Source organism: Kitasatospora sp. NPDC089509 (assembly GCF_044749365.1).
Classification (GTDB): domain Bacteria; phylum Actinomycetota; class Actinomycetes; order Streptomycetales; family Streptomycetaceae; genus Kitasatospora.
The window spans coordinates 17042-29668 of sequence record NZ_JBIVHS010000049.1 but is presented as its reverse complement, the minus strand read 5'-3'; the positions used below and the strand labels follow the sequence as shown (position 1 = coordinate 29668).

Annotated in this window: 9 protein-coding genes; 1 reads left to right on the top strand and 8 read right to left on the bottom strand. The window is 73.7% G+C overall.

Annotated elements, in window-relative coordinates:
* The first annotated feature begins 148 nt into the window (after positions 1-148).
* A complete protein-coding gene (locus ACIP4P_RS44785; RefSeq protein WP_400930208.1) occupies positions 149-1078 on the top strand; it encodes an aminoglycoside phosphotransferase family protein in 930 nt (309 codons plus the stop codon).
* A 23-nt stretch (positions 1079-1101) separates the two neighbouring features.
* Here ACIP4P_RS44785 and ACIP4P_RS44780 read toward each other — a convergent pair whose 3' ends face one another.
* From ACIP4P_RS44780 to ACIP4P_RS44745, 8 genes are all read right to left on the bottom strand, one after another.
* Positions 1102-1665: a GNAT family N-acetyltransferase gene (locus ACIP4P_RS44780; protein WP_400930205.1), complete on the bottom strand. Its 564-nt coding sequence runs from the start codon at positions 1663-1665 to the stop codon at positions 1102-1104.
* A 101-nt stretch (positions 1666-1766) separates the two neighbouring features.
* Positions 1767-2642 carry a GNAT family N-acetyltransferase gene (locus tag ACIP4P_RS44775; protein ID WP_350518306.1) on the bottom strand — a complete coding sequence of 292 codons (876 nt, stop codon included), beginning with the start codon at positions 2640-2642 and terminating at the stop codon, positions 1767-1769.
* 194 nt (positions 2643-2836) lie between these two features.
* The gene (gene ispG / locus ACIP4P_RS44770; protein WP_350518302.1) at positions 2837-3997 is read right to left on the bottom strand and encodes a flavodoxin-dependent (E)-4-hydroxy-3-methylbut-2-enyl-diphosphate synthase; all 1161 of its coding nucleotides are present in this window, start codon (positions 3995-3997) and stop codon (positions 2837-2839) included.
* 145 nt (positions 3998-4142) lie between these two features.
* The gene (locus tag ACIP4P_RS44765; protein WP_400930201.1) at positions 4143-5447 is read right to left on the bottom strand and encodes a M50 family metallopeptidase; all 1305 of its coding nucleotides are present in this window, start codon (positions 5445-5447) and stop codon (positions 4143-4145) included.
* A gap of 113 nt (positions 5448-5560) precedes the next feature.
* Complete coding sequence (gene dxr / locus ACIP4P_RS44760) at positions 5561-6805, bottom strand: 1-deoxy-D-xylulose-5-phosphate reductoisomerase (protein WP_400930198.1); 1245 nt, start codon at positions 6803-6805, stop codon at positions 5561-5563.
* A gap of 162 nt (positions 6806-6967) precedes the next feature.
* Positions 6968-8410: an aldehyde dehydrogenase family protein gene (locus tag ACIP4P_RS44755; protein ID WP_400930195.1), complete on the bottom strand. Its 1443-nt coding sequence runs from the start codon at positions 8408-8410 to the stop codon at positions 6968-6970.
* A 175-nt stretch (positions 8411-8585) separates the two neighbouring features.
* On the bottom strand, positions 8586-10151 hold the full coding sequence (locus ACIP4P_RS44750) for a PucR family transcriptional regulator (RefSeq protein ID WP_350518298.1): 1566 nt from the start codon (positions 10149-10151) through the stop codon (positions 8586-8588).
* A 197-nt stretch (positions 10152-10348) separates the two neighbouring features.
* Positions 10349-12421 carry an ATP-binding protein gene (locus ACIP4P_RS44745; RefSeq protein ID WP_400930191.1) on the bottom strand — a complete coding sequence of 691 codons (2073 nt, stop codon included), beginning with the start codon at positions 12419-12421 and terminating at the stop codon, positions 10349-10351.
* Between the last annotated feature and the right edge of the window lie 206 nt (positions 12422-12627).

Sequence of the window (12627 nt, the reverse complement as noted above, 5' to 3'; positions counted from 1 at the left end):
CGGCGGCGGGGTATACGCAGAGAGGGTCGGCAGTCCGAAAATCACCCAGCCCCCGGAGCACCCACCCCCGGAACCGCCCCCGGCCTCACCCACCCTCCCGAAAGCCCCCCGAAAATCCAGAACCCCCCACCTCGCCGACAATGGACCCATGTCGGGACCCACACCACACATCACCGTCCCCACCTGGCTGACGTCCACCGTCACCGCCACCCACGGCGAGCCCGGCCGCCGCTGGCTGTCCGCTCTGCCGGCCGCGGCCACCACCCACCTCACCCAGTGGGACCTCACCCTCGAACACGTCCTGGACCCCGGCGGCAGCCTCAGCCTGATCGCCTACGTCCACCGCGACGACCTCTCCCCCGCGGTCCTCAAGGCCGGTCTGGTCACCCCGGAGACCGCCCACGAGCACACCGCCCTCACCCACTGGGCCGGACGGGGAGCCGTGCTGCTGCTGGCCGCCGACCCCGCCGAGGGCATGCTGCTGCTGGAGCGCCTGCACGGCGCGATCCCGCTGCGGTCCCTCGCCGAGTCCAAGGCCATGCTGGAGGCCACCAGCCTGCTGCACCGCCTCTGGGTGGAGCCGCCCGCCGACACCGGGCTGCCCACCGTCGCCGACCGGGTCACGGACACCGTCGCGCGGCTCCGGGAGCACCAGACCCATCCGGTGGCGGCCGCCGCCCGGCCCCTCGTCGACGAGGCCCTGGCCACCGCCGCGGACCTGACCGGCTCCGCCGCGGAAACCTTCCTGCTGCACGGGGACTTCCACCACGGCAATGTGCTCGCCGCCGACCGCGCCCCCTGGCTGGCGATCGACCCGCGCCCGCTGACCGGCGAACGCGCCTACGACCTGGCCCGGCTCGCCCTGGACCGCGCGGACACCCTGATCGGCTCCCCCGGCGCCCCGGCCGCCGTCCGCCGTCGGCTCCGCCAGCTCTCCGACGCCCTCGACGTCGACCGCGAACGACTGCGCGGCTGGGCCCTCTTCCGCGCCGTCGACCTGGCCCTGCGCGCCCTGGCCACCGACCGCCGCGAGGACGCCGAACTCCACCTGGAACTCGCCGGCCACCTCTCCGGCTGATGCCCCGAGGCGCCGGACACGCCCTAGACCGCCCCGACCCCGTCGCGCGGCCCCCGCAACGGCAGCCGCGCACCCATCACCGCGTACAGCCGGTCCGTCGCCGGGAACCGCACCGCCCGCGCCAGGTCCTGGTACCCCAGCGCCCGGTAGAGCCGCCGGGCCGGGGTCTCCGCGTCGATCGCCGACAGGATGCTGCGCTCCAGCCCCGAGCCCTCGCACAGCAGCCGGATCAGCCGGGACCCCACGCCCTGCCCCTGGAACTCCGGCAGCACGTGCAGCTCGGTGACCGCGAACACGTCGTCCAGCCAGTCCCCGTAGCCCTGGGTGGTGAGGTACGGCTCGATGACCGTGCTCCACCAGTGGTCCCGACGGTTCGGCATCCCGTACCCGAACCCGACCAGCCGCCCGCCGCTCACCGCCCCGAACGCGATCACCCCGGGCTGCTGGGCGTGCCGCCCCACGATGTGCAGCCGTACCGCGACCTCCTCGGGTGTCAGCCCGAACGCCACCGCCTGGACCTCCAGCGCCTGCGGCGCCCAGTCCGCGAGGTCGATGGCCCCGATCGTCACCCCGGTCAGCTGATCCATGCCCCGGACGTTACTACCAGCCGCCCCGTGCCGCGGCCGAAGATCCGAACCCGACGAGCGGCGGAACACCGGCGAACCCCGGCACGCTCAGAACAGCACGCTCAGAACAGCACGCTCATGAACGCCCCGACCTCCCGGAAGCCGACCCGCCGATACGCGGCCCGCGCCCGCAGGTTGAAGTCGTTCACGTACAGCGACACCACCGGCGCGACCTCGCGCAGCGCGACCGCCAGCACCGCCGCCATCCCGGTCTCGGACAGCCCCTGCCCCCGGTACTCCGGCGCCACCCAGACCCCCTGGATCTGGCAGGCCCCCTCGGTCACGGCCCCGACCTCGGCCTTGAAGAGGACCTGTCCGTCCTCCGTGAACCGCGCGAACGACCGTCCGGTGGCGACGAGTTCGGCCACCCGGGCCTGGTAGAGCAGCCCGCCGTCACCGGCCAGCGGGGAGACCCCCACCTCCTCGGTGAACATCGCCACGCAGGCGGGCATCAGCGCCTCCACCTCGTCCCGCCGCACCCGGCGCACCAGCGGATCGGGCGCGATCTCCGCCGAGGGCGAGGAGGTCGCCAACAGCGGCTGGTGGCCCCGGACTTCACGCGCGGGCCCCCAGCTCCGTTCCAGCAGCGCCCAGAAGGCCGCGGTCGGCCCGGCCGGTCCGACGATCGAGGAGCAGCGGCGGCCCTGCCGCCGGGCCCGCTCGGCGAAGGCCGCGACGGCCTGCGGACCGGCGTTGACCAGCACGAGGTTCGCCCCGGCGTAGCAGAGGGCGTCGAGCACGCCGTCCGCGCCGTACCAGCCCCACATCTCCCCGCCGAGCCGCCACGGGTCCAGCCCGACGGCCTCGACCCGGGTGGCGACGAAGGCGTTGGCGACCGGGTCGCGGTGGAGGATCTCCAGGGCGTCCGCGAGGTCGGGGGGCTCCAGCACCCTGGTGGTGGCCAGCGCCCGGGCGGCCTGGAAGGAGCTCGGGAGCATCACACCTCGATCGATCATCGAGACAGCACCTCACTGAGACGACTCTGGCCGCACCCTACTCCGTGGCCCCACCCGGCTACGGCCGCGGGGCCGTCCGCGAACGGACGGCCCCGCTTCCGGAAGACTTCACTGCGGTCGCGTCCGGACCGCCGGCGGTCGGAGCGCGGTCGGACCGCGCCGTGACCGCCCCGCGGTCACTCCGCCGCGACGACGGTCGGCGAACCGGCCTCGACGCCCTCCCCCTGCATCTGCTCGGCGAGCTTGAGCGCCTCCTCGATCAGGGTCTCGACGATCTTCGACTCGGGAACGGTCTTGATCACCTGTCCCTTGACGAAGATCTGGCCCTTGCCGTTGCCGGAGGCGACCCCGAGGTCGGCCTCGCGCGCCTCGCCCGGCCCGTTCACCACGCAGCCCATGACGGCGACCCGCAGCGGCACCTCCATGCCCTCCAGCCCGGCGGTGACCTCCTCCGCGAGCTTGTAGACGTCGACCTGGGCGCGGCCGCAGGACGGGCAGGAGACGATCTCCAGGCCGCGCTCGCGCAGGCCGAGGGACTCCAGGATCTGGTTGCCGACCTTGATCTCCTCGGCCGGCGGGGCCGACAGCGAGACCCGGATGGTGTCGCCGATGCCCTCGGCGAGCAGCGCGCCGAAGGCGACCGCGGACTTGATGGTGCCCTGGAAGGCGGGGCCGGCCTCGGTGACGCCCAGGTGCAGCGGGTAGTCACAGGCGGCGGCGAGCTGGCGGTAGGCGTTGATCATCACGACCGGGTCGTTGTGCTTGACCGAGATCTTGATGTCGCGGAAGTCGTGCTCCTCGAACAGCGAGCACTCCCAGAGGGCGGACTCGACCAGCGCCTCGGGGGTGGCCCGGCCGTACTTCTCCAGCAGGCGCTTGTCGAGCGAGCCGGCGTTGACGCCGATCCGGATCGGGACGCCGGCGTCCTTGGCGGCCTTGGCGATCTCGCCGACCTTGTCGTCGAAGGCCTTGATGTTGCCCGGGTTGACGCGCACCGCGGCGCAGCCGGCGTCGATCGCGGCGAAGACGTACTTCGGCTGGAAGTGGATGTCCGCGATGACCGGGATCTTCGACTTCTTGGCGATGATCGGCAGCGCGTCGGCGTCGTCCTGGGACGGGCAGGCGACGCGGACGATCTGGCAGCCGGACGCGGTCAGCTCCGCGATCTGCTGCAGCGTGGCGTTGATGTCCGCGGTGACCGTGGTGGTCATCGACTGGACCGAGACGGGGGCGTCGCCGCCGACCGGTACGTTGCCGACCATGATCTGCCGGGAGTAGCGGCGCTTGGCGAGCGGCTTGAGCGGCAGGGACGGAATACCGAGCGAGATCGCGGTCATGTGCGCAGGGTTCCCCGGGGTTGAGGTGTGGTCGTCCGCCCCGCCGTTGGGACGGCCGGGGCCGGGCGCGCGGACGTATCGCGCACCCGGCCTCCACGGTACGGCACGGTCCGGGCGCCCAGCACACCCGCCGTACCCGAACGTCCTAGCCGATCTTCACCGGGTTCACCAGGTCGGCCACCATCACCAGCAGGGTGAATCCGATGAAGATGCTGGCCACGACGTATGCGACCGGCATCAGCTTGGCGACGTCGAACGGCCCCGGATCCGGCCGGCGGAACATCTGTGCGAAGCGGCGGCGGACCGACTCCCAGACCGCTCCGGCGATGTGGCCGCCGTCCAGCGGCAGCAGCGGCAGCATGTTGAACAGGAACAGCGACAGGTTGATGCCGGCCAGCAGGTTCACGAAGATCGCGATCCGCTGGGTGGCCGACTCGTGCAGGGTGAACACCTCACCGCTGACCCGGGCCGCGCCGACCATGCCGATCGGCGAGTCCGGGTCGCGCGGGGCGTCGCCGACCACGGCGTTCCACAGGCCGGGGATCTTGCCGGGCAGGGCGGCCAGCGACCGCACCCCGTTCTCGGCCATGTCGTACATCCGGTCGACGGACTGCCCGAAACCGAGCTGGACGGTGTCAGTCTTCGGGGTGAATCCGAGGAAGCCGGCCTGGACGGTCTGGCCCTTCACCGGCACACCGTTGCCGTCGTACTTCTGCACGTCGTTGACGGCGATGGTGGGCGTGAAGGTCAGCTGCTGGCCGCCCCGCTCCACCACGATCGCGACCTGCTGGCCGGCCGACTTCCGGATGTCCGCCTGGAGCTGGTCGTAGTCGCGGATCCGGTCGCCGCCGAAGGAGAGCACCTTGTCGCCCTGGCGCAGGCCGATCTCGTTGGCCGGGGTCTTGGGCGCGTCCGCCGGACAGGTGTCGGTGGGCTGGCCGGCCTTGACCACGCACTGGGCGACCGAGCCGATGGTCGGCACCGCCATGCTGACGCCGAAGCCCATCATCACCGTCAGGAACAGCCCGAACGCCAGGACCAGGTTCATGAACGGCCCGGCGAACATGACGATGACCCGCTTCCAGGGCTTGCGGGTGTAGAACAGCCGGTCCTCGTCACCCTCCTGGAGCTCCTCGTAGGAGGCCTCACGGGCGTCCTCGATCATGCTCCGCCAGGGCGAGCTGCTGCGTTTGGTGATCCGGCCGTCCTCGCCCGGCGGGAACATCCCGATCATCCGGATGTACCCGCCGAACGGGATCGCCTTGATGCCGTACTCGGTCTCGCCCTTGCGGCGCGACCAGATGGTCGGGCCGAAGCCGACCATGTACTGGGGCACCCGGATGCCGAAGAGCTTGGCCGTGGAGAGGTGGCCGAGCTCGTGCCAGGCGATCGAGACGAGCAGCCCGACCACGAAGACCAGGATGCCGACCACCGTCAAAACCGTTGCCACCGTTGGTCCTCCGTCATGCCGCTCCGCTCATCGTCTCGTCGTACCGCGATCCTGCCGCCCCGGGGCCCGCCGGCGCGCGGGGCACCGGCGTCCCGACGCCGCGGTCCGGACCGTCAGCCCGCCGCCAGCTCGCGGGCCCGGGCGCGCGCCCAGTCCTCCGCGTGCAGGACGTCCTCGACGGTCAGGGAAGTTCCCGCCGACGCCGCCCGGCCGTCGTACTGTCCGTGCTCGGCCACGACCTTGGCAACAGTGTCCACGATTCCGGTGAAGGCGAGGCGGCCCTTCAGGAAGGCCTCCACGCACTCCTCGTTCGCGGCATTGAACACCGCCGGCGCCGTTCCGCCCAGGGTGCCCACCTCACGGGCCAGCTCGACGGCCGGGAAGGCCTCGTCGTCCAGCGGGAAGAACTCCCAGGTCGCGGCCTCGGTCCAGTCACAGCCCGGAGCGGCGTCCGGCACCCGGTCCGGCCAGCCCAGACCCAGCGCGATCGGCATCCGCATGTCCGGCGGGCTGGCCTGCGCCAGCGTCGAGCCGTCGGTGAACTCCACCATCGAGTGCACCACCGACTGCGGATGGACCACGACCTCGATCCGGTCGAAGGGCACGTCGTACAGCAGGTGCGCCTCGATCACCTCCAGGCCCTTGTTGACCAGGGTGGCCGAGTTGATCGTGACCACCGGGCCCATCGCCCAGGTCGGGTGCGCCAGCGCGTCCTGCGGGGTCACCCCGGCCAGCTGCTCCCGGGTCCGGGTCCGGAACGGGCCGCCGCTCGCGGTCACCACCAGCTTGCGGACCTCCGCCCGGGTGCCACCGGCCAGCGCCTGGAACAGCGCCGCGTGCTCGGAGTCCACCGGCACGATCTGGCCCGGCTTCGCCACCGCCTTCACCAGCGGACCGCCGACGATCAGCGACTCCTTGTTGGCCAGCACCAGCACCCGGCCCGCGCGCAGCGCGGCCAGCGTCGGCCGCAGGCCGATCGAACCGGTGATCCCGTTCAGCACCGAGTGGCACTCCATCCCGGCCAGCTCGGTCGCCGCGTCCGGACCCGCCAGCACGGCCGGCAGCGGACGGCCCGCCGCCTTCGCCGCCAGCGCCTCCCGCAGCGCCGGCTCGGCCGCCGGGTCCGCCACCGCCACGGTGTGCACGCCCAGCCGCAGCGCCTGCTCGGCCAGCAGCTCCACCCGGCCGCCCGCCGCCGACAGGGCCACCACCCGGAACCGGTCCGGGTTGCGGAGCACGATGTCGATGGCCTGGGTGCCGATCGAACCGGTGGAACCGAGGATCACCAGCTCCCGGGGGCCGGAGGGGTCCGCCACGGTGGGCGTGAAACGCAGCTGCGGGTGGGCGAGCGAAGTCATGCGCCCATTGTGTCCTGTCCGGGGCCCCGCCCGGGACGGGCTCCGGAACGCCGGAAGGGCCCGGTCCGTGCGGACCGGGCCCTTCCCCGCCGTCGAGTCGCGGCCCCGGGCCGCACCGTCGGGTCTCGCTCCCCGGTCGTTCCCAGGTCGCTCAGAGGTCGCTCAGAGGTCCAGACCGGTGAGGACCAGGACCTTCTCGACCGTGTAGTCGTCCATCGCGTACTTGACGCCCTCGCGGCCGACGCCGGAGTCCTTGACGCCGCCGTACGGCATCTGGTCGGCCCGGTAGGACGGCGCGTCGCCGATGATCACACCGCCGACCTCCAGCTCCCGGTGGGCCCGGAAGGCGGTCTGCAGGTCATGGGTGAACACACCCACCTGCAGACCGAACGGCGAGTCGTTGACGGCCGCGAAGGCCTCCTCCACGCCCTCCACCCGGTGCAGCGACAGCACCGGGCCGAACACCTCGGCCTTGGCCAGGATCGCGTCGGCGGGCAGCTCGGCCAGCACCGTCGGGGTGTAGGTCGCACCCTCGCGGGTCCCGCCGGCGAGCACCTTGGCGCCCTTGGCGACCGCGTCGTCCACCCAGGACTCCACCCGCTTCGCGGCGTTCTCGTCGACCAGCGGACCGACGTCCGTCGCGTCGTCGTTCGGGTCACCGGTGACCTGCGCGCCGACCTTCGCCACGACCTTCTCCACCAGCGCGTCGTACACCGACGCGTCGGCGATCACCCGCTGCACCGAGATGCAGGACTGGCCGCCCTGGTAGTTGGCGAACATCGCGATCCGGGTGGCCGCCCAGTCCAGGTCGGCCTCCGAGGACCAGTCGGCGAGCACCACGGCCGCGGCGTTGCCGCCCAGCTCCAGGGTGGTGTGCTTGCGCGGCACCGAGTCCATGATCTGGTAGCCGACCTTGTCCGAACCGGTGAAGGAGATCACCGGCACCCGGCGGTCCTGCACCAGCGCCGGCATCCGGTCGTTCGGCACCGTCAGGATCGACCAGGAGCCGACCGGCAGGTCCGTCTCGGCCAGGATCTCGCCCAGCACCATCGCCGACAGCGGGGTCGCCGGGGCCGGCTTGAGGATGATCGGGGCGCCGACCGCGATCGCCGGGGCGACCTTGTGGGCGACCAGGTTCAGCGGGAAGTTGAACGGGGCGATCCCCAGCACCACACCGCGCGGGAAGCGGCGCACCACCGCGAAACGGCCCACGCCGCCCGGGTCGGTGTCCAGCCGCATGGTCTCGCCGTTGGTGCGGCGCGCCTCCTCGGCGGCCCAGCGGAACACCGACACCGCGCGGCCGACCTCGCCGCGGGCCCACTTGATCGGCTTGCCGTTCTCGGCGGTGATCAGCTGGGCGAGCTCCTCGGTGCGCTCGGTCAGCCGCTTGGCCACGTGGTCCAGAGCGGCGGCCCGCTGGTGCGCCGGAGTGGCGGCGAACACCGGCAGCGCGGCCACGGCGGCGTCCAGCGCCTCCTCGACCTGGGCCTCGGTCGGAATGCCGACCTTGCCGACCAGACGGCCGTCCCAGCTGTTGTGCACCTCGAAGTCGGCGTCACCGCTCGCCCGGCGGCCGGCGAGCCAGAAATCGTACGTGGTGGTCACCGTGGTACCGGCCCTCTCCTCGTCGTCGTACGGCCCACGGGCGTGGGACCCGAACCCGAGGGTAGGTGCGACGGCGGGCCGACCGGATTGGCCGACTAGGAGCGTTCCGTTCCGGGGCCACTCCACCACGTCCAGCCAGGCGGTCCGCTCCGTCCGCTCCACCGCCGCCGCTCCGCTACTCCTCGCCGGAGCGCAGCGCCAGCCACAGCTCCATCCGCACGTCGGTGTCGTCCAGCGAACGGCCCAGCAGTTCCTCGACCCGGCGCATCCGGTAGCGCAGCGTGTGCCGGTGCACCCCCAGGTCCGCCGCCGCCGCGTCCCACTGCCCGTGCCGGGACAGCCAGGCCCGCAACGAGGCCACCAGGTCACCGCGCGCCGTCCGGTCGTGCTCGCGCAGCGGCCGCAACAGGCCCTCCGCGAACGCCGTCACCGCGTCCTCCCCGAGCAGCGGCAGCAGCGAACCCGCACCGACCTCCTCGTGGTCCACCGACCGGCGGCCGCCGCGCAGCGCCACCGCCAACGCCCGCTCCGCCTGCGCGTGCGCCGTCCCCGCGTCCTCCAACGCGGCCGGCGCCGACACGCCCAGCGACAGCCCCTCGTGCTCCTCCACCGCCCCCAGACAGGCCCGGTGCACCGCGCCGTTGTCCAGCGCCAGCACCATCAGCCGCGGCCCGTGCGCGCCGTCCTCCCGCGCCACCAGCAGCTTCTCGCCCACCCGGGAACCCGCCTGCTCGGCCCGGTCCCCCAGCTCCACCAACGCCTCCGCGGCGTCCGCGTTCGGCCCGGTCCCGGCCACCAGAACCCGTATCGTCCCCTCCGGCAGACCGCCGAACAGCCCCACCGCCACCTGCCGGGCCGTCGCCACCTCGCCCGCCAGCACCATCCGCAGCAGTGCCGCGCCCATCCGCTCCTCGGCCTGCCGCAGCTCGCGGGAACGCTCCAGGGTCAGCGTCAGCAGCGCCACCGCCGCGTTCAGCACGTACCGCTCGGTCGGCGTGATCCGGTCCTCGGTCCCGACCGCCAGGAAACCCCGGGCCCGCCGGTCCGCCCCCAGCGACTGGACCACCACGTAGTCCTCGTCCGCGGTGTCTATCCCCGGCGAACGCCCCTGCAGGGCCGCACTCGACGGCGCCGGCCGCCGACGCAGCCGGTCCACCTCCGCCGCCAGCCGCCCCGCCCGGCGCGCCGCCCAGTCCGGCGCCACCACCGACAGCGCACCCGACCCGTCGTACAGCGCCGCCCAGCCCCCCAGTCGGGCCGCCAGCCGACGCACCACCGCCGTCGTGCCGTCCTTGCCGAGCGCCGCCCGGGTCAGCTCCTCCTGCGCCTCGAAGCTGGTCGTCACCGCCTCGTACTGCTCCGCGGCCAGCGCCGCCGACACCACCTTGCTGATCGCGATGAACGGCGTCGGCTCCGGCACCCGCAACAGCGGCAGCCCCCGCTGCTGCGCCGCGTCCACCAGCGGCTGCGGCACCTCGGTGTGCGACAGGCCCACCCCCAGGCCCAACCCGACCACCCCGGCATCGGCCAGCCGGTGCACGTACGCCTGCAGCTGCGCCGCCGTGCGGCCCAGCTTGATACCGGTGGTGAGCAGCAGCTCGCCACCCTCCAGGAAGGGCGTCGGGTCGTCCAGCTCACTGGTGTGCACCCAGCGGACCGGCCGCTCCAAGTGGTCCGCCCCGGCGAGCACCGTCAGGTGGAGCGAACTGTTGCGGACGACGGAGGCGAGTGTGGGGGGCATGGCACCTTCGGGGGGTCGACCTGACCGCGCCGTTGCGGCCGGGCGAGGAGAGGGCAGTGGGGCGGCGGGAGCACGTGAGGGTCCTCCCCCCTCATTATGGACGCTCCGGACAACCGGCACTGCCGAATCCACCTCGAAGGCGACTTCCCCAGGGCCCCGCCAACCGCGCCTCGGCTCACCCCCGGCTCACCCCCGGCTCACCCCCGCAGGTCCACCAGCAGCGGCGGCACCTGCTCCCCCGACACCGCCGTCAACGACACCACCGCGTGCCCGGCCGGCAACGCGTGCGCCAGATCCGACGGCGACCACCGCAGCCGCTCCACGTCCCGCGTCGTCACCGACTCCGTCTGCGCCGTCGTCCCGGACAACGCCTTCCGCCCCATCCGCCCGGCCCGCCGCATCACCCCACCGGAGGTGTCGGGGGTGTGGGTCACCGCCGTCTCCTGCACCAGGTGCGTCCCCCAGGCCTCCGAGAACAGCCGCCCGTCCCAGGGCGCGATCCCGGGGAAGGCCACCCGGCAGCCGACCGCACCGAACAACGGCGCCCGCAGCGCCTCCGGCAGGTCCACCAGGGTGCGCAGCAGCAGCACCGCCCCCGCGTTCGCGCCGCGCATCCGCTGCAGACCGCGGACCGCGCCCGCGTCCAGGGCCGCGGAGGCGTCGTCCACCACCAGGCCCGCGAACAGCGAACGGTCCCCCCGGGCCCCGGCCGCCTGCACGAACTGCCCCACCACCAGCCGGGACAGCATCCGGGCGGCCTCCGGGTGGCTGCGCTCCGGCAGCTTCACCCGCACCCGCAGCGGATGGTCCAGCACCCGCATCGCGAACGGGGGACGGCCGGTGCCGTCGGTCGCGAAGGCCCCCTCGAAGGCGGGCCGCTCCAGCAGCCCCAGCCGGTCCGCCAGCAGCGCCCCCGGGTCGTCCGCCCGACCGCGCTGACGCTCCCGGTGCTCCAGATCCCGCTCGTACGCGGCCAGCCGGCCGGCCACGCCGAGCGCCTTCACCAGCGCCGCCAGCGCATCCGGGTCGCCGCCCAGCAGCGCCCGCAGCTCGCGCACCCCCGGGTAGCGGCCGTACGCGGCCTGGAACGGGCCGACCACCTGCTGCAGCGCCGTCCGGGCGTTCTCCGCCCGGGCGGTCAACTCGTCCGGCAGCAACGCGTCGGCCAGCCGGGCCGCGGCCTCGTCCGGGTCCTGCGCGGCGCCGTACAGGTCCAGCCCGTACACCGAGGCCGGGTCACCGGGGGCGATCACCACGTCGTACCAGGCGTCCGGGCCGAGGTCCGCGTCCGCCGCGCCGACCACCACCGCACACGCGGTGCCGGCCAGCGCCTGCAGGCACAGCGACTCCGCCACCGGCCGGGCCAGCCGCGCGGTCTTCCCGGTCCCGGCCGGACCGACCGCCAGCAGCGAGGTGCCCAGCACCGCCGGGTCCAGCGCGAAGTCCGCCGCCCGGTGGCTCAACGGGTTCTTCGGCACGTCCTGCGCCACGCCGAGACAGACCTGACCGAGCAGCAGGTCGTGCCGCCGGAGGCGGCCGGGCAGCTCACGCGCCTCCGAGGGGTGGGCGAAGGCCGCCGCGCCCCGGGCCGCCACCTGCTCGGCGAAGGCCGGCACGAACACCGGATCCGCCTGCGCGGACTCCCAGGCGCGCTGGATCCGCACGAAGTCCACGTCGCCGACCGCCTCCGCGTCCAGCCGCGCCGCCGCCTCCACCGCCCCGCCCCGGCGCAGCCCGTCCCACGGGTCCCGTCCCCGGGCCGCCTCCACCGCCGCCCCGTCCTCCTCGACGGGGTCCTCCTCGGTCACCGTCCGCGACAGCAGCGGGGAGACGAAGCGGCGCCAGACCTCGGGCCAGCGACCCATCCGGCCGAAGACCTTGATGACGACGGCGGCCACCAGCACGTTCAGCGTCAGCACCACCGAGGTGGCGACGAGGATCGAGTTGGACGGAAGGACGCCGATGATGGTGGTCCCGTCCTTGGCGAACTCCACCCCGTAGACGAAGGCCAACCACCCCACCACCGCGTTGAGCGCCGCCCGCAGCAGCAGCGGCCAGGTCGGGACCTTGGCGGCCTCCGCGCGTTCCGGGTCGATGCGGCGGTAGCCGAGCCGGAAGACGCCCGGTTCGGCCTCGGGACGCGGGGCGGTGGCCCAGGCGGCGAGGTCGAAGCCGCCGCCGGGTGGGGTGCCGGGGCGTTGGTGGGGCAGGGGGGTCGGGGGTCTGGTGGTGGTGTGGTCGACGTGGTGGTGTGACCCGTCCTGTGCCATGTACGGCCCCGCTCCCTCGCCCGCCCGGCCCGACCGCCGTCGGTGCCGCCATACCCATGCCGCCGTACCGGCGACACGCCCGCGCTCAGGGTAGTGGAGCGGGGCCTGCGGGTAGTCGCGCCGTCCGCGCTGGCCGTGCCGGACAAGTCGGACGGCGCAGTGCTACCGAGTGGCGCATGCCTGGTCGGGGAGGGCGGCCGTAGCCT